Source organism: Paenibacillus sp. strain BS8-2, assembly GCF_054483835.1.
In genome coordinates, this window is the sequence record NZ_CM137010.1 from 5,049,183 (window position 1) to 5,067,893 (window position 18,711).

General features: G+C 53.2%; 15 protein-coding genes. 1 reads left to right on the plus strand and 14 read right to left on the minus strand.

What is annotated here, in order from left to right; all coding sequences use genetic code 11:
- Positions 1-41: 41 nt before the first annotated feature.
- The 12 genes from rsmB to ACX1C1_RS22160 all read right to left on the minus strand — a co-directional run bounded on the left by rsmB (position 42) and on the right by ACX1C1_RS22160 (position 14,818).
- On the minus strand, positions 42-1,589 hold the full coding sequence (rsmB, locus tag ACX1C1_RS22105; RefSeq protein ID WP_458954293.1) for a 16S rRNA (cytosine(967)-C(5))-methyltransferase RsmB: 1,548 nt from the start codon (positions 1,587-1,589) through the stop codon (positions 42-44).
- Positions 1,586-2,575: a methionyl-tRNA formyltransferase gene (gene fmt / locus ACX1C1_RS22110; RefSeq protein ID WP_458954294.1), complete on the minus strand. Its 990-nt coding sequence runs from the start codon at positions 2,573-2,575 to the stop codon at positions 1,586-1,588. The genes rsmB and fmt overlap by 4 nt, the downstream gene beginning before the upstream one ends.
- Before the next feature lie 3 nt (positions 2,576-2,578).
- A complete protein-coding gene (def, locus tag ACX1C1_RS22115; RefSeq protein ID WP_458954295.1) occupies positions 2,579-3,064 on the minus strand; it encodes a peptide deformylase in 486 nt (161 codons plus the stop codon).
- A gap of 91 nt (positions 3,065-3,155) precedes the next feature.
- Entirely contained in the window at positions 3,156-5,654 is a 2,499-nt protein-coding gene (gene priA / locus ACX1C1_RS22120; RefSeq protein ID WP_458954296.1) for a primosomal protein N', read from the minus strand.
- Positions 5,651-6,868, minus strand: a complete 1,218-nt coding sequence (gene coaBC / locus ACX1C1_RS22125) for a bifunctional phosphopantothenoylcysteine decarboxylase/phosphopantothenate--cysteine ligase CoaBC (protein WP_458954297.1) — start codon at positions 6,866-6,868, stop codon at positions 5,651-5,653. The genes priA and coaBC overlap by 4 nt, the downstream gene beginning before the upstream one ends.
- Before the next feature lie 87 nt (positions 6,869-6,955).
- Entirely contained in the window at positions 6,956-7,480 is a 525-nt protein-coding gene (locus ACX1C1_RS22130; RefSeq protein WP_458954298.1) for a YfiT family bacillithiol transferase, read from the minus strand.
- A 369-nt stretch (positions 7,481-7,849) separates the two neighbouring features.
- Positions 7,850-8,059 (minus strand): DNA-directed RNA polymerase subunit omega, encoded by a 210-nt coding sequence (gene rpoZ / locus ACX1C1_RS22135; RefSeq protein ID WP_458954299.1) that lies wholly within the window; start codon positions 8,057-8,059, stop codon positions 7,850-7,852.
- A gap of 16 nt (positions 8,060-8,075) precedes the next feature.
- Positions 8,076-8,687 (minus strand): guanylate kinase, encoded by a 612-nt coding sequence (gmk, locus tag ACX1C1_RS22140; protein WP_458954300.1) that lies wholly within the window; start codon positions 8,685-8,687, stop codon positions 8,076-8,078.
- A gap of 20 nt (positions 8,688-8,707) precedes the next feature.
- Positions 8,708-8,968, minus strand: coding sequence for an extracellular matrix/biofilm regulator RemA (gene remA / locus ACX1C1_RS22145; protein ID WP_005548256.1), 261 nt, complete (start codon positions 8,966-8,968; stop codon positions 8,708-8,710).
- A 197-nt stretch (positions 8,969-9,165) separates the two neighbouring features.
- On the minus strand, positions 9,166-11,076 hold the full coding sequence (locus ACX1C1_RS22150; RefSeq protein WP_458954301.1) for a bifunctional homocysteine S-methyltransferase/methylenetetrahydrofolate reductase: 1,911 nt from the start codon (positions 11,074-11,076) through the stop codon (positions 9,166-9,168).
- A gap of 10 nt (positions 11,077-11,086) precedes the next feature.
- Positions 11,087-11,917, minus strand: coding sequence for a diaminopimelate epimerase (gene dapF, locus ACX1C1_RS22155; protein ID WP_458954302.1), 831 nt, complete (start codon positions 11,915-11,917; stop codon positions 11,087-11,089).
- A 117-nt stretch (positions 11,918-12,034) separates the two neighbouring features.
- Positions 12,035-14,818 (minus strand): calcium-translocating P-type ATPase, SERCA-type, encoded by a 2,784-nt coding sequence (locus ACX1C1_RS22160; RefSeq protein ID WP_458954303.1) that lies wholly within the window; start codon positions 14,816-14,818, stop codon positions 12,035-12,037.
- A 237-nt stretch (positions 14,819-15,055) separates the two neighbouring features.
- On the opposite strand from ACX1C1_RS22160, the gene ACX1C1_RS22165 reads away from it, so the two are divergent.
- Positions 15,056-16,810 carry an Rqc2 family fibronectin-binding protein gene (locus tag ACX1C1_RS22165; RefSeq protein ID WP_458954304.1) on the plus strand — a complete coding sequence of 585 codons (1,755 nt, stop codon included), beginning with the start codon at positions 15,056-15,058 and terminating at the stop codon, positions 16,808-16,810.
- 19 nt (positions 16,811-16,829) lie between these two features.
- Here ACX1C1_RS22165 and ACX1C1_RS22170 read toward each other — a convergent pair whose 3' ends face one another.
- Positions 16,830-17,735 carry a PHP domain-containing protein gene (locus ACX1C1_RS22170; protein WP_458954305.1) on the minus strand — a complete coding sequence of 302 codons (906 nt, stop codon included), beginning with the start codon at positions 17,733-17,735 and terminating at the stop codon, positions 16,830-16,832.
- Complete coding sequence (locus tag ACX1C1_RS22175) at positions 17,726-18,637, minus strand: selenium metabolism-associated LysR family transcriptional regulator (protein ID WP_458954306.1); 912 nt, start codon at positions 18,635-18,637, stop codon at positions 17,726-17,728. The genes ACX1C1_RS22170 and ACX1C1_RS22175 overlap by 10 nt, the downstream gene beginning before the upstream one ends.
- Positions 18,638-18,711 lie beyond the last annotated feature (74 nt).

The following is an 18,711-nucleotide window of genomic DNA, read 5'->3' on the forward strand; positions in this document are numbered from 1 at the left end:
TCATTTTACCACAAACGCCCATGTCAAGCCATAACAGGCACTTATATGAGCCTTTTCATCCGAGCGATGTAGAAGCCGTCGCTGCCAAAGTGCTGCGGAAGCAATTGCAATTGCCCGTCAAAGCTGTCATCGATCACATTCGCTTCGCGCAGTGTCTTGAGCAGCGCAGGAGACCATTCTGCATCCAATACGAATTCGGGATGAGCTTGCAAGAATGACTCGATCTGACGTTCATTCTCTTCTCGCTCAATTGTACATGTGCTGTACACAAGCGCTCCGCCTGGCTTCACTAATTCGCAGACCGAATCCAGCAGCTTGCGCTGCACAGCGCCGATCTCGGCGATGTCGCCTTCCGTCTTCGTCCATTTGATCTCCGGCTTGCGCCGAATGACGCCAAAGCCCGAGCAAGGCGCGTCCAACAGAACCGCATCCATGGAGCCCTGAGCGAACCGCTCTGCAAGGGTAGCTGCATCACCTGTTACAGCCTCTACATTACGCAGCTTGAGACGCTCCGTCTGCTGCACGACAAGATCACGCTTGTGTGCATGAAGATCGTTGGCCCACACTTTACCCTTGCCCTCCATAAGCTCCGCCATGTGGGCGCTCTTGCCGCCCGGCGCCGCACAGCAATCAAGCACCTTCATTCCTGCTTTAGGCTGAACGACCTCCGCCACAAGCATGGAGCTTTCGTCCTGCAGCGACCATCGCCCTGTCCGGAAGCCATCCATATCGGCCAGATTGCCGCCTGCTTCAATGACGATACCAGCTGGCGCTAGTGCGGAAGGCTCTGCGCGCAACCCCACTTCATGAAGCTGCTCCAGCAGTTCCGCGCGATTGCCTTGCAGCGGATTCACGCGGATGCTCGCATGAGGTGGCCGATTGCCCGCTTCGCAGATTGCTTCTGCGCCCTCTACGCCGTATACGCCGGCCCACCTGCGTACCAACCACTCAGGATACGAGTGACGAAGCGCGACCGTCGCAATAGGATCGGCAAGTTGTATCGCAGACGGCGTTAACTCGGCACGATTGCGATCCAGGCTGCGAAGCACGCCGTTCACCATACCGGATATGCCTGCATGCCCGCGTTTCTTGGCAATGCTTACCGCTTCATTAACAGCGGCATGTGCCGGAATGCGGTCCAGATACAGCAGCTGATATGCACTAAGACGCAACAGCTGGTGGACCCATGTCTGAAGCTTCCCGACTCCCTTGGCTACATAACGGTCCAGCCAATAATCCAGCGTCGCCTGCCTGCCGATCGTGCCGTAAACAAGCTCAGTAGCAAGCGCGGCATCCGGTCTCGACAGACCAGCGTCTTGCAAGGCGCGGTTAAGCTGCAAATTACTGTACGCCCCGCTGCCCGCCACCTTCGTCAGAATATCCAGCGCCAGTTCGCGCGGTGTTACGATCCGGCGGGATGTGTTAGTCGCACCGGCACGCTGCTGATTCCCCGCTGCTCTGCCTTGCCCCTTCGATCCCCCCGCTCCCTTCGTTGACTGACCGCCAGGACGACGTCCAGAGCCGCCATGCGTACGTGGTTTGCCGCCGCCATTACGATCTGCGCCTGTACCCGAACTGCCGCCGCTCATAATGGACCTCCTTCGACTCCGAAGAGCGTGCCGGTCTCAAGCCTTGCACCTTTCAGCCATTCCGCGGCGCTCATGACACGTTTGCCTGCGGCCTGTATCTCCGTGAGCAGCAGTCTGCCGTCGCCGGTTTGCACAACAATACCATCGCCGTTCGCTTCGATTACCGTTCCCGGGGAAACAACGTTTCCTTGTCCAGTTGTTCCATTGCCGGTAGTTACAGCACCGGACCTGCCGCCCGCCACGATACATGACCGAACCTTAAATATTTCGCCGTTCAAGAACGTGAACGCGCCTGCCATTGGCGACAGCCCTCTCACCTGATTAAAGAGCTCCCTGGCTGATTTGCTCCAATCCATACGTTCGTCTTCCCTGGTCAGATTCGGGGCGTAGGTCGCTTCCGAATCGTCTTGCGGCACAGACTTCGCCGTACCATCGATAATTGAAGGCAGCGTTTCACCGAGTAACTTCGCGCCTGCAACGCTCAGCTTCTCGAACATCGTGCCGGAATTATCGTCATCTCCGATCGGCAGCTCGACAACACTGATCATGTCGCCAGTATCAAGACCTTCCGCCATATACATAATAGTTACGCCGGTACTCGCCTCACCATTTATAATCGAACGTTGGATAGGTGCTCCGCCGCGATACTTCGGCAACAACGAACCGTGCACGTTAATGCAGCCAAGACGTGGAACCTCCAGTACCGCCTTGGGCAGAATCTGACCGTAAGCAGCCGTTACGATCAGCTCCGGCTTCAATTCGCGAATAGCTTCCACCGCTTCAAGGCTGCGCATCCGTTCCGGTTGAATAACCGTAAGTCCAAGCGACAACGCCGCTTCCTTAACAGGCGGCGGCGTCAATGTTTTTTTGCGGCCTTTGGGACGATCGGGCTGAGTTACAACAGCTGCGATGTCATAACCGCTCTCGAACAGCAAACGCAGAGAAGGGACGGCGAAGTCCGGCGTCCCCATAAATATAATACGCATCGATTATTCGCCGCCTTTTCTCGGTCTATCAGAAATATCGTAGACGCTCTCGGCGAGATCCGTGAACAGAATGCCGTTCAAGTGGTCAATCTCATGCTGGAAGGCACGAGCAAAGTAACCTGATGCGTTAACCGTGATCGACTCGCCATCACTGTTCTGTCCCTGCACGACGATCCGATCCGCGCGGCGCACTTCGCCGTTCAGATTCGGTATGCTGAGGCAGCCTTCCGGTCCGAGCTGCTCGCCTTCTTGTTCGACAATGACTGGATTCACCATCTCGACAAGGCCATTATCGTCGCCCACGTCCACAACGATTACGCGCTTGGATATGCCGATCTGCGGCGCTGCAAGCCCCACGCCTTCTGCGTCATACATTGTAGCAGCCATATCTTTCAGCAATTTCTTAAGGTTAGGGTTAAACTTGGTTACTTCCTGCGCAATTTCGCGCAACACCGGATCCGGTTCTTTTACGATTAATCTGATACCCATGACTATACCATCCTTTTCTAATCCTATGGTTTCGGTTTAAGAGGTCGTTCAAGCAGACCGCTTCGGGGCTGTTTGTCCTCGCCCTCGCACTTCAAATAATGACTTGAGGATCTATATCCACACTAAATAGAATTCTCCGCTGCGGAGGCGCCTCCTCGAAAGGCTTGAGCGCACGGCGGATGAGCGCGGATACGTCGATGCTTCCCCGATATTTTATCACACATTGAAAACGGTAGCGATCTTTCATTCTCGGAATCGATGAAGCGACGGGCCCAAGCACCTCAAGCGCACGCGGCATCCCCGATCCCAGCGGCAGAAGAACCCCTTCATGCTCCGCCAGCTCACGCAGCTCACGCGCGAACGTTTCGCTCGTCGCCGAAAGTAAGGCTAGCTGCTCATGCGACATCGTAATCAGTACAAGTCGGCAATACGGCGGATACCCCATGACGGAACGATGGCGAAGCTCTTCATGCAAGAACGCCGCATAATCGTGATGTTGAGCCGTTGTAATCGCATAATGCTCCGGCGCATAACTTTGAACGATGACTTCGCCTCTCAGCTCGTGTCGTCCCGCTCGGCCAGCCACCTGTGTCAATAGCTGAAAGGTCCGCTCTGCCGCGCGGAAGTCAGGCAGATGCAGCGAAGTATCTGCCGCAATTACGCCTACTAATGTAACATACGGAAAGTCCAGTCCTTTCGCCACCATTTGAGTTCCAAGCAGCACATCCGCTTTTCGATCACCGAACTGCTTCAACAGCTTCTCATGCGCATGTTTCTCCGAAGTTGTGTCCACATCCATCCTGATCACACGAATGCCAGGGAAAAGCTTTGCAAGCTCTTCCTCCACGCGCTGCGTCCCTGTCCCGAAGTAACGGATATGCTCGCTTTCGCAGGATGGACACGCTGTGGGAGCACCTTCGGCATGTCCGCAGTAGTGACAGCGAAGTACGCGAGTCTTCTGATGATAGGTTAACGAAATATCACAATGCGGACAAGTGGAGGTGAAACCGCAGGATCGGCACATCACAAAGGTAGAGTAACCTCTACGATTCAGCAAGAGCACCGACTGCTCTCCCCGTTCCAGCCGAGTCAGCAAAGCCTCGTGAAGCGCGCGGCTAAACATCGAGCGATTGCCTTCTCGAAGCTCCTCGCGCATGTCAACGACGGCAACCTCTGGCAAGGGGCGCCCGCCCACACGATCCGGCATAGGCAGCAGCGAAGGTGTTGCATGCTTGCCATTGACTGGAGGTGCAGCGCTTCGGCTCGCAGCTGCATACGACTCTAGCGAAGGAGTAGCAGAGCCCAATACAACAGCAGCCCCGTGCTGCTTGGCCCTACGAACGGCTACGTCTCTGGCATGGTATTTGGGACTTTCTTCTTGCTTATAAGAAGACTCATGTTCTTCATCAATGATAATCAGCCCGATCCGCTCGAATGGAGCAAAGATCGCAGATCGTGCCCCGATGGCAACCTGCGCCCGTCCGCTGCGAATTTTGCGCCATTCGTCGAAGCGCTCGCCATTAGACAAGCGACTATGAAGGACGGCTACCGCATCGCCGAATCGTCCCTTGAACCTCTCCACCATCTGAGGGGTCAACGAGATCTCTGGTACGAGTACGATCGCTTGACGCTCCTGGGACAAGCACAGCTGGATACTCTGCAGATAAACCTCCGTCTTGCCACTCCCCGTTACGCCATGCAACAGCATCGTATGCGGCTGCATAATGTTTATCGCTTCTGCAATCGATGCGAACACCGCCTGCTGACCTTCCGTTAACGACAACGGGGATGTCCTCCCGAACTCGCGATGGGAATAGGGATCACGTTCCTGCACGACATTGCGCAGCTCCAGCAGTCCCTTCTCCACCAGCGCCTTGACGCTAGCCGGCGTTACACCTGCCGCTGCTGCAAGTTCCTGCATCGCGATTGGTCCGCCATGATCCACTAGAAAGGACAGCGCGTCTCGCTGCTTGCCTGCACGCTTCGGAATGTCTTCGAGTGCGGCTGCAGCCACCTCTGGACTGGCAGCAAGAAACACCATCTGTTGTTTCTTCACGGATAACCGATCCTTGATTCTAGATTGCTGCACCAGCGAACCGCTGCGGAGCGCATGTTTGACCACTCGTGTGTGCTGAGGAAACTTCCCAAGCAGCGCATCCAGACGCACCTGCCCAGACGCACTGTTCAGCCATTCGACCAAGTCAGCAGGCAGCCCGTCTCCAGCCTCCTCATCTAATGACCAGCCAACAAGTCGTTCCTCCTTACCCTTGAGGGCTGCGGGGATCATCGCTTGCAGTGCCTGCGTCCAAGAGCAGCAATATTTGTCGCTCAGCCATTTCGACAATTCGATCATATCGGGCAGGAGCGGCGGCAATGCGTCCAGCAGCTCGGAGATCGGCTTCACACGCGAACGATCTACTTCAGCTTCGTCCACAATCGCGATGACGAACCCTTGCAGCACCCTGCCTCCGAACGGAACGCCTACCCGGCTGCCAACCTCGATCCATTCCTCCATCTCAGAGGGGACAGAATAATCAAAAGGCCGATCCGTCTGGCGGCTCGGCACGTCGACAATCACTCTGGCAATCATGAATGGGAACCCCCGCCAGTAGGAGCCAGCCTGCTAGCGATGACCTCCATGATCCGTGCCGCGGTCTCCCGTTTCGACATGAGTGGCAGTGCTTCTACAAGACCTTGCGGACCATAAATGTGAACCGCGTTGGTATCCACGTTGAATCCGGCACCTTCGGCGCTGACATCGTTGGCGACGATCAGATCGCAATGCTTGCGACGAAGCTTATCCATAGCGTACCGCTCGACATCCTGCGTCTCGGCGGCAAAGCCAACCAGCAACTGATGCGTCTTACTCTCCCCGAGCGTCTGCAGAATATCGGTCGTCCGCTCGAGCTCAAGCACTAACGTTTCACCCGTTTTCTTGATCTTCTGACCGTAAGTCATCGCTGGGCGATAGTCTGCCACGGCTGCCGACTTTACGACGACATCCATCTCCGAATAGAGAGGAAGCACGGCATCCAGCATACTCTGAGCTGACTCTGCGCGTATCACTCGAACTCCGGCTGGCGGCTGCTCCGTCGTTCGTCCTGCAACGACCGTCACATTGGCACCCATCAATCGGGCGGCCTCCGCTATAGCGAACCCCATCTTGCCCGAAGAATCATTAGTCAAATATCGAACCGGATCAAGCCGCTCGATGGTCCCGCCTGCCGTCACCAGCACGTTCTTGCCGATCAGCGTCTTGCCTCTATTAAACCATGTTTGAATCGCCATAACGATATCCTCTGGCTCCGCCAATCTTCCTTTCGCCACGTAGCCGCAAGCAAGCTGACCGGTTCCAGGCTCTACGAACATCACACCGCGCGAAGCCAGCAGCTCCATATTATGAACGACGGCTGGATGCTCGTACATATGGACGTTCATGGCCGGCGCGATTATGATCGGACAAGTGGCGGCAAGCAGGGTTGTGGTCAACATGTCGTCACCAAAGCCGCCTGCAAGCTTGGCGATGCTGTTAGCCGTCGCCGGTGCAACAACGACCAGATCGGCATGGTCGGCCAATTGAATATGAGAGACGACAGCTGGATCACGTTCGTCGAATGTATCGATATGTACTGCATTGCGCGATAAAGTCTGCAGCGTTAGCGGTGTAATGAACTTCGTCGCTGATTCCGTCATTATGACATGAACCATGGCGCCGGCTTGTACTAATTTACTGCATAATGTTGCGGCTTTGTAGGCAGCGATGCCTCCCGTAATGCCGAGTACAATGGTTTTTCCTTTGATCATGATGCCACTCCTATTCCAAGCGCCGAACGCGCGCTTAAACGCACGTTCGGCGCGGTAACTTGAACCGATATGATTTCCCCAGTTGGATTACCATTCATTCCGTTCGCGCAGATTCGTAATTTGAGCAACATGATGCCGTCCATGCCAAGCCACGAATCCGAGAAAATATGATAACTTTATCTGCATGCCACGCTCTGGATGATAGAATTCCTTATCGAAGCTCGATTTCTCCATCCCATGCAGGAGCAGCGTCCAGCGGGAATATAAGCCGTCAATGATTGCTACGCTTAATTCAGGGGGCGCTTTCAAGCTATCCGATGTTTCCGCCCACCGTTCTTCATGAAACGGTTTAATCGTTGGGTTGGATTCTGTTAGAGCGAGCTTGAAGCGAGTGAAACAATTCATCCCTGCATCCGCAAGATGATGCACCACTTGACGAACTGTCCAACCACCTGTCCGGTAAGGCGTGTCGAGCTGCTCCGCGTCTAGTCCGTCAATCGCTGCTCTCAACTGACCTGGCAAAGCTTCGATTTCAGAGATCCATCTCTCCCGCTGCGCGGAATTCATGCCTTCGAATTGATATCGTCCGATTGGATAACGTAATTGCTCCAAATTAATCCCTCCCAAGAATTAACGTTCTGCATCGTCCTTCAGCAGTAAAGCTGTACATCTCGAGCTCATGAAGTTCATCCTTTGGCGTGATTGTTCTCTCCATATCATACCATATCGCAGGCCAAAAACTAGCCACTTGTTTAGCTCACAAGCAGCGGCGCTGCAAGGATATGAGAAGTATATACCTCCAACCGCTTTACCTCAAACGCGATGTGATCATCTCTTTCCGGAGAGAGCATTCGACCTGTCCATCAACAGATTGAACGGGCGATTAGATAAACAAACATACCTACTTTCCTATACATCAAAAAAGGAGTGCTTCATATTGAAAGCATCTCCTTTAATCCGAAGCATTTTGTAGTTATCGTATTAATCTTCTTTGGTAGGAATCTTTTCGACCTGGATGATGTCGCCGTAAATCTCTTCTAGCGCTACGCCTACGAATTTGTGGGAACGCGCATTAACAAGCTCTGTCTTATCACCATTGCGGAGCATGCGCGCTCTTCTGGAAGCAGCTACGACTAGCGTATACTTACTGTCAACCTTCTTGACCATTTCGTCAATCGACGGATATAACATGGCTAATTCTCCTCACTTAAGCTTTCTCAATTGCGGTCTTAAGTCCCGACACATAGGGGATAAACCGTTCTCTGCGGCAATTCTCCGCGATCACGATACTGCGAATACGATCGCAAGCAGCGTCGATCTCGTCGTTCATCACCGCATAGTCGTAATGCTGAAGCAAGCTCATCTCTTCCACGGCGACATTCATCCGCGTATTGATAATATCCTGCGTCTCCGTACCCCGACCGGTAATACGCTGTTTCAATTCGTCAAGCGACGGCGGCAACAAGAAAATAAAGATCGCTTCAGGGAAATTTTCTTTCACCTTCAGTGCGCCTTGAACCTCGATCTCCAGGATGACGTCCTTGCCGCTGCTTAGTGTCTTATCGACAAAATCACGCGGCGTTCCATAATAGTTGCCTACATATTCGGCATGCTCAAGAAGCGCGCCACGGGCAATCATATCCTGAAACTGATCACGAGTCTTGAAGAAATAGTTGATGCCGTCAACCTCGCCCTGTCTCGGCTGCCTAGTCGTTGCCGACACGGAATACACGATCTCCGGCATCCTACTCCGCAGCGCGGTACACACCGTGCCCTTGCCTACCCCGGCAGGACCGGACAAAACAATTAACAATCCCATTTGTTCCATAGCTCCCCGTACTATTCGTCGTTATCGTCATCCTTCGTAGATAACCGATGCGCTACCGTCTCCGGCTGAACCGCTGATAAAATAACATGATCGCTGTCCGTAATAATGACCGCGCGCGTCCGACGACCGTAAGTGGCGTCAATTAACATATGCCGGTCACGGGCCTCCTGAATGATCCGTTTAATTGGAGCCGACTCCGGACTTACGATAGAAATTATGCGATTGGCTGATACAATATTGCCGAAACCGATATTAATTAACTTAATAGCCAAGCCAGGTCCCCCTCCGCGCCTCCGGTCATCCCATGCGCACTTTCCCATACAATCTTCGTTCGACAGAACCACTACATTATTGTTGACATAAAAAGGATACAGCATACGTTTACAGAGCCGCTCCAACTGTACGCCCTATTTTAATTGATTTTCATCGCGCGAACAAGCAAAAGTTAACATCGCGGCATAAAAACATCCTAATTCACGTTCAATTGTTTCGTGTTCTGCCACACGTATTGTGTAAGCTGAACCGCCATGTCATAGAACATAAACGGCGTAATCAGGTAGATTCCATTAAAGTGCGGCAAAGCGGCATCGAGTAATTCTTGTGCAATCCGAACACCTTCTGCGCGTCCGGCCTCACCCTCAAGTCCCGCCATCCTTCTGCGAACCTCGTCCGACAACTGGATACCCGGTACTTCATTATGCAGGTATTCGGCGTTTCGACCGTTCGCAAGCGGCATGATACCGATAAATACAGGGACGTCCAGATGTTTCGTTGATTCTGCGATACGCTCCATGAGCACTGGATCGTATACAGGCTGAGTCATAATATAATCCGCTCCGGATGCAATCTTGCGCTCCAGCCTCTGCACTGCTTTGTCGAGATGTTTGACGTTCGGATTAAACGCAGCCCCAACTACAAACTTCGCGCGTTGCTTAAGCGGCTTGCCCGAGAAAGCGACGCCATCATTAAGCTGCTTTATCATGCGAATCATCTCAAATGAAGTCAAATCGTAGACGGAGCTCGAGTCCGGCAAATCGCCGAATCTAGCCGGGTCGCCAGTTACGGCAAGTACATGATCGATACCAAGCGCGTCTAGCCCCATCATATGAGACTGCGTGCCGATCAGGTTGCGATCACGGCAAGCGATATGGACAAGCGGTCTAATATCTACGCGTTCCTTAAGCAGAGCGGCTAACGCCAAATTGCTCATCCGTGTCACGGCTAACGAATTGTCGGCCATCGTAATGGCATCGGCCTTCGCTTCTTTCAGCGCAGCTGCGCCAGCCATAAACTTGCCGATATCGAGATCGCGCGGCGGATCCAGCTCTACGATGACCGTATGACGCTGTTTCACGAGCTCAACGATATTAGGATCGTCGCTGCCCTCTCCAGTTCCGCCTGCAGCAGGCGGTTCAATCACAGACACTGCCGATTGAGCGGATGGCTCGGCTTGGATGTGCTCTGTTGTCGCCACAGTTTCATCCTGTTGCGGTGTATACCCCGCAAGCGCGGCAGCCATCGCCGCCACATGTTCAGGCGTTGTGCCGCAGCAGCCGCCGACAATACGTGCTCCGCGATCTGCGAAACGTCTGGCGCTTTCTGCGAAATATTCGGGGCCTGCCGAATACGCATATTTGCCATCGACGTAGTCCGGGATACCAGCGTTCGGATAGACCGACATCGGCAAATCTTCCGCGCGGTCGCCGATCGAATCAATCGCCCGCATAATACCGTTAGGACCGCTTCGGCAATTGAAGCCTATGACGTCGGCGCCAAGCGCTTGAAGCTCGCGGAAAGCATCAGCAAGCGCGACACCGTCGAGCGTACGCCCAACATCCTCAACTGCGAATTGGCAAATGACTGCCACATCCGACAGCTTGCGGGCGATCGACAACGCCAGCTTCATCTCAGCGAGATCATAGAACGTCTCCAGAAGCAGACCGTCCACACCTTCGTCAAGCAATGCTTTCATCTGTTGCTCATAAGCGTCAGCAACCAGATTAGTACGTAAGTTCTTGAGCTTACCGTCTCGGATGGATCCCACTGCTCCGACAACATAAGCATCGGGGCCGACCGCAGCGCGCGCAATTCGTACGCCAGCCCGATTGATCGCTTCCATCTCGCCTTCCAGCCCATATTTGGACAGCTTGACCAAATTCGCCGAGAACGTATTGGTTTCGATCACTCTGGCACCAGCTTCATAATATTGGCGATGGACGTTCTCGATGACGTCCGGCTTCAGTACGTTAAACTCCTCATACGATACGCCGACGGGAAAACCCATTTGATACAAATAAGTGCCCATCGCGCCATCGCCAGGTAGGATTCGCTCAGCCAGCGCATCGCGAAGCGCTGGCTTTGCGTTGATACCGCCGCTCATGAGGCGGTACCTACAAGGCTCCGCGGAATACTTCCGCGGCAGGCCCTGTCATATATACATGATTGTCAGCTTCGTCCCACTCGATAAGCAGATCGCCGCCCTTAAGCGATACGGTTGCCGTGCGATCCGTTGCGCCGGTCAGCACGGAAGCAACCAGCGTAGCGCATGCGCCTGTACCACAAGCGAGTGTCGGGCCGGCTCCGCGTTCCCATACGCGCATGTCTGCTTGTGTGCGGGAGTTCACCGTTACGAATTCAACGTTAATTTTGCGCGGAAACATTGGATGTGTCTCAAGCTTCGGTCCCCATGTCTCCAGGTCGAAATGAACAGCATCGTCAACATAGATAACCGCATGCGGATTACCCATCGATACTGCAGTGAAGGAGAATGTGCGGCCATCGACTTCGATCGGATGCTCGATAACGCGGTCCGCGTCAACCGTTGTTGGCACCTTCAGTCCTTGCAGGATCGGCTCGCCCATATCCACTCGTACAGTCACGACTTTGCCGCCATCGACCGTCAATTGGACTTTCTGAACACCTGCGCCCAATGTTTCGATTGTAATCTCTTCTTGGTTCGTGAGGCCGTTATCATACACATACTTCGCTACGCAGCGAATCGCATTGCCGCATTGTTCTGCCTCGGAGCCGTCAGAATTGATAATACGCATACGGAAGTCCGCTTGCTCGGAAGGAAGAATATATACAAGTCCATCGGCACCGATACCGAAAAACCGGTTACACAGATCAAGCGCCAGCTCGGACGCATTGTCCGGTAACTGACGCTCTCCTGCTACTACTATAAAGTCATTGCCAAGGCCGTTCATCTTTGTGAAATTCATCTATCGCTCTCTCCTTATTACATTCCTAGTATGGATGATTCTAGTTATCATTCCTACTAGTTTACCGCAAACGGGGGAGAAACGCTATTCACATTTTAGAACATCATTTGCACTCATTCACGGGCGCGAAGCGGTCTGTGGACCAAGGGGCCATTTGCCTGCCGTATTACGTTTTGGCTTGCCGAGCACGCTGCCGATGCCCATTACGAATGTTGGGATGCCAGCGGCTACGAACACGAGACACCACTCACGGAAACCGATTGGCACGGTCTTGAAGATTGGCTGCAGCGCTTCGATATACAATACACCGATCATAAGGAGCAACGAAGACAAGACGGCGAGCACCAAATATTTGTTCTGGAACGGATTGCGATGGAAGATCGACCGGGAGCTTCTGCAATCGAACACATGAATTAATTGCGCCATGACAAGCGTTGCGAATGCAACGGTTTGAGCCGTCATCAAGCCTTGCGGGTCATTGCCTTCAGCAACTAGCGTGATCCAGAACGCGCCGAGCGTACAAATACCGATCAGGATACCTCGGCTAATGATTTTCCACCCTAACCTGCGCGCGAAAATATTTTCTTTGGCCTGACGCGGCTTCTGCTGCATCAGATCCTTCTCCGCTTGGTCGACACCGAGCGCCATCGCAGGCAATCCGTCTGTAACGAGGTTGACCCAAAGAATCTGGATCGGCACAAGCGGCAATGGCAGACCTGCCATCATCGCCAAAAACATCACTAATATTTCGCCAACATTTGATGCGAGCAAATAACGGATGAACTTCCGGATGTTCTCGTAGATGCCCCTGCCCTCTTCGATCGCTGCGACGATTGTAGAGAAGTTATCATCGCTAAGCACAAGCGCGGAGGCTTCCTTCGACACATCCGTCCCCGTAATACCCATCGCAATTCCGATATCGGCAGCTTTGATTGCAGGCGCATCATTGACGCCGTCCCCTGTCATCGCAACCGTATGGCCTCTGCGCTGGAGCGACTTGACGATCCTCAGCTTATGTTCAGGAGACACGCGAGCGAACACGCTGATGGTATCCACTTGTTTATCCAGCGCATCGTCAGTCATTTCCTCTAGCTGCTTGCCTGTCACCGAGATCGAGCCGCGCGACATAATGCCGAGCTGGTCTGCGATAGCTTCTGCAGTCAGTTGGTGATCGCCTGTTATCATCACCGTCTTAATGCCTGCTCTGCGGCAAGTCGCGATCGCATCTTTGACCTCGCGGCGCGGCGGGTCGATCATTCCCGCAAGACCGATAAAGACAAGGCCATTCTCTACGTCTTGCTCCGAATCGCAATTGTCCGTCGGTCGGACATCCTTGTAAGCTAATCCAAGCACCCTGAGCGCAGAACCCGCCATCTTTTCACCAGCTTCGGCGCACTTCCGTTTCAGTGTAGAAGTAAACGGAACGACCTTGCCGTCCCAGAGTACATAAGAGCAAATCTCCATTAGCAAATCCGGAGCGCCTTTGGTGCAGATGAGCCGCCCGCCCTGATGCGCCACGATGACGGACATCCGTTTCCGCTCAGAATCGAAAGGAAACTCTCTTTCCCTTTTGTATAAGGATTCAAGCGACTTCGCAGAAGAACCCAGCTTCGCAGCCAATACAGCCAGCGCGCCTTCGGTAGGGTCGCCTTTCAATCTCCACTCTGCCGCTGACTCCTCCGCCTTTCGCCGCTTGCCCCCCTGCTCTTCTACACGCTCAACCAGAGCGTTGTTGCATAACGCGCCTACTTGCAGCAATCGTTTGAGATGCAGATCGTGTTTATGATCCAGCGCTTTGCCATGTTCGTAGATGGCGCCTGTGGGCTCATATCCCTCCCCGCTGACCTCCAGCCGACGATCGCTGAGCCATACATGCGTAACGGTCATTTTGTTTTGCGTCAAAGTGCCTGTTTTATCGGAACAAATCACGGACGCACAGCCCAGCGTCTCGACGGACGGCAGCTTTCTGACGATCGCCTTGCGCTTGATCATACGCTGTACGCCGAGCGCAAGCGCAATGGTGACGATCGCCGGAAGTCCTTCAGGTATAGCGGCGACCGCCAAGCTGACTCCGGCGAGGAACATCCCGTACGCTGGCTGTCCATGAAGAATACCTGCTACTACGACCATCACAGTCAGACCGATCGCAACGAAAATCAACAGCTTGCCCAGCTGCTCCAGACGGTGCTGCAGCGGAGTTTCCATCGATTCGGTAGACTGAATCAGGCCCGCTATCTTGCCCATCTCCGTCTCCATGCCCGTCCGAATCACGACTCCCTTAGCCGTGCCTCTCGTCAGCATCGTCCCCATAAATCCGATATTGCGTTGATCTCCCAGCGGCAAGTCGTCGTCGGATATTGGCGCGGCATATTTACCTACCGGAACGGACTCGCCTGTTAATGCCGATTCTTCGGCATAACAGCTATTGGTTTCGAACATACGCAAATCCGCAGGAATTCGGTCGCCGCTCTCCAGATAAACGATGTCGCCCTTTACTAATTCTCTAGCGGCTATATTCACAAGCTCGCCGCCGCGCATTACCTTGGCCGATGGCGCCGAAAGCTCCTTAAGCGCACGCAGCGAACGTTCTGCACGAAACTCCTGCACGAAGCCAAGCACCGCATTAATGACGATAATGGCAATGATCGTTATGGCGTCCAAATATTCACCGAGCAGACCGGAAATGAGCGTAGCCCCCATCAGAATCAGCACCATAAAATCCTTGAATTGATTCAAAAATAACAATATCGGCGGAACTCGCTTCCCTTCGGTCAGCTCATTTGCGCCATGCTCCTCCAGCCGTTCCGCCGCAGCAGAAGACTTAAGCCCTTCCTTCAGTGAGCTATTCAGCATTTCCGACAACTCACTGGCGCCGTATTGATGCCATTTCAACTGTTCCATTGCACGATTCCCTCCCAAAGGTTCCAAAAAGTCTGCTTCCAAGAAGTTGCGTTAGAATTCAACAATCGAATTCCATCGCGTTTCGCGGCAAACTTCGTATTCTTAAGCAGTTCTTGAACAAGCTCTTCTAGGACAAATGTATTCGGACAGCCTATAAAATATCCCACCGCACTTAATTTTTTGTCCCGAATATGGCATGATAGAGTCATCCTGCAAGAAGAAAGGTATATCACAACAATGGCATTAGATGGCATCGTCACGCGGGCCCTCGTCCACGACCTACAGCGATGTGTAGGTGCACGCATACATAAAATACATCAACCAACGGGGCATGACCTTGTATTATCCGTCCGAGGCGGCGGCGTTTCCGGCAAGCTGCTGCTCTCCGCCAACCCCACGTATCCTCGTGTCCACTTCACAACCGGGACATACGTGAACCCACTAGAAGCGCCCATGTTCTGCATGCTGCTCCGCAAACATTGCGAAAGCGGCGTCATCGAATCGGTAAGCCAGGTTGGCAATGAACGAATCATCCTTATCGATGTAAGACATCGCGACGAGCTCGGCGATCTCTCCAGCAAAAGGATCATCATCGAGATTATGGGGCGGCATAGCAATATCATATTGATGGATCCTTCCACGGGACTCATTCATGACGGCATTCATCATGTCACCCCTGCCATCAGCGCATATCGTATCGTCATGCCGGGCAGTGCATATACTCCCCCTCCCGATCAACACAAACATGACCCGGTTGTCGTCAGCAACGAGGACGAATTCCGCACGATGATGACAGCGGTAGCCGGCGATGATTCGGCCGTCGCAAACGATGCTAAGTCTCTCGTCGCTGCGTTTAGCGGACTAAGCCCGTTGCTCTCCAAAGAAATCGTATTCCGTGCCCAACATGCAAGCGATGGAGAAGGCACACCGCTGTGGAGGAGCTTCAGCGGCATGATGGACAATGTGCGGGAGCATCATTATACGCCCGCCATCGTGATAGACGCTGAGACAGGCAAGGCTAGCTTCTCGATTACGGAGCTCCAACACATTCATGGCGAACGGTTCGTATATAGCAACATCAGCGAATGTTTAGAAGCCTTCTACGGAGACAAGGCGGAGCGGGATACCGTCAAGCAGCGCGCCGCAGATCTCATCCGATTCGTCCAGAACGAAATCGCCAAGAATACAACCAAAATAAAGAAGCTGGAAGAAACCTTGGCTGTAGCCAAGGATGCGGAGAAGTTTAGAGTGCTTGGCGAACTCCTCACGGCTTATATGCATCAAATGAGCCGTGGAGACACCTCCATTACGCTCATCAACTTTTATGACGAGAATGCGGCAGAAGTGACGATCGAGCTTGATCCACAGCTTACTCCTTCCGAGAACGCGCAACGTTATTTCCGCAGATATACAAAACATCGGAACAGCTTGACGGTTGTAGGCGAGCAGATGGGGCTGGCCGAAGAAGAAATCCGTTATTTCGAGGCGTTGCTTCAGCAATTGGACAATGCGTCGCTGGCGGATATCGAGGAAATCAGGGACGAGCTTGTGCAGCAAGGCTATCTGAGAGAACGCGGTCGCAAGGGACCCAAACGCAAAAAACCGACGCGCCCCGCACTGCTCTGCTATACATCTTCAGAGGGCGTGCAGGTTTACGTCGGCAAAAACAATACTCAAAACGAATATCTGACGAACCGTCTCGCATCCTCGTCCGATACATGGCTGCATACAAAGGATATACCTGGTTCACATGTCGTGATTCGCGGCGGTGACTTCGGCGATGCAACACTCGAAGAGGCCGCGATGCTTGCTGCTCACTTCAGCCAAGCAAAAGAATCCAGTATGGTTCCTGTCGATTATACAATGATCAGACATGTCCGCAAGCCAAGCGGTGCGAAACCCGGATTCGTCATCTATGACAACCAGAAAACGTTATTCATTACCCCTGATACAGCAAGGCTCAAGCTACTTCAATCCGAAGTGAAGGCTTAGCACGAAGACAAAGCTTAACTCAAACTTGCTGCCACTTGACCGCCAATTCTCGCAAAGCAGCGACAATGGTCGTCGATGCATAACGGCTGCCGAGCGCGCCATGATAGCTGGCGCCAAGTCTCTCCCCATGATAGTCCGAACCGCCCGTCGCTACGATACCGTATCGGCGGGCGATTGCGTTATATCGTTTTTCTTCAGCCAGACCATGATCAGGATGATACACTTCGATTCCGTCCGCTCCGGTAACGATCAGTTCTTCGACTAGACTATCCTTATCGTAGAGCCCCGGATGTGCGATGACGGCTGCCCCGCCTGCTTCATGAATCCAGCGAACAGCCTCTTGCGGATGAATCTTCGTTAACTCAACATAAGCTGCGGCTCCAGAAGCGAGAAATCGGTCGAATGCCTCACTCATCGACGACACCACGCCGTTACGGATTAATGCTTCCGCAATATGAGGTCGCCCGATACTGTTTCCTTCTGTTTCGCCGGATTTCAATCTTTCCGACGCAACCGCCTCCACATCCGCCCATTCGATTGCCACGCCGAGCGCTTTCAACTTATTTACAATCAACTCATTACGATTCCCTCGCACGCCTCCCAGACTTTCCAATCGTTCAAGCCATTGCCCATTACGATTGTCCGTCCAATATCCAAGCACATGTATATCTCCGCCTTGTGCATATGTGCTAATCTCGATGCCAGGAATCACGTCAATACCAAGCTGCTCGCCTTCGTTTATGGCTTCCTCTACGCCAGCAATCGTATCATGATCGGTAATCGCGACTGCCGATAACCCGCACGCCAATGCTTTGCGTACAATTTCCGCAGGCCTCAGGAGACCGTCTGAGGCTGTCGTATGGGTATGCAGGTCGCCGCGGCCCGGCTTCTCCATCCCGCCATTCTCCACATGTTCTATAGCCACTGCTTCAAATCCCTCTCTCTTAGGAACGTTAGAAACGTCACAGCGGATATCGGCAGCAATGCCGACTTCAGGTAGATCGAATAAAACTGTCGATGGAACTTGGCATCCGTCAATGGAACCGTCTTGATCAGGCCCAGCGCGATCTCGTGTTTGACCGAAGAAGCGGATAGAATCGAGATGCCAAGGCCCGCTTCTACGGCAGACTTGACGGCTCCCGTACTGCCAAGCTCCATTACAATTTTCATGGAGGCCGGGTCTACGCCTTTAGCTCGCATCTCATCTTCCATGACTGATCTCGTACCCGAGCCCTGCTCCCTAAGAACAAAGTTGTGCTTAAGCGCTTCGGCAAGCGTCGTCTCCTCTAACTCCGCAAGAGGATGTCCCTTGTGTACAACAAGCACCAGCTCGTCGTTCATGACGGCTTCCATATGCATATCCGGATGATGAACCGGCGCCTCGATCAAGCCGAAGTTGAGCTGATGATTGAGGATATCTTCGATGATCTGCGCAGTATTCATCACCTTCATGCTTATGGAAATATGCGGGTACTCCTGCCCGAACGGCCCAAGGAGCCTCGGCAGAATATATTCTCCAATTGTCAGGCTTGAACCAAGCTGCAATCGGCCTTTGAGCTGCTTCGTGAAAGCGGACATCGCTTGATCCGTATCGCGGATCAGTTCGATGCTTTGTTTGGCAAATGGCATTAACGCTTTGCCCGCGTCGGTAAGCTCGATTCGTTTCGTCGAACGAAGCAACAACTTTGTTCCGAAATATTCTTCCAGCGATTGAACCTGCATCGTCACGGCGGGCTGTGTCATATGCAAGGATTGCGCAGCCGCAGAGAAGCTGCCCCGCTCTGCTACCGTATGGAAAATATGCAACTGATGGAAATTAAGCGCCATGATGACCGTCCTTTCTTTGACACTTATTATACAACATGTACGAACAGAGCGTACATGCGAAGAAGAAGTTCCAT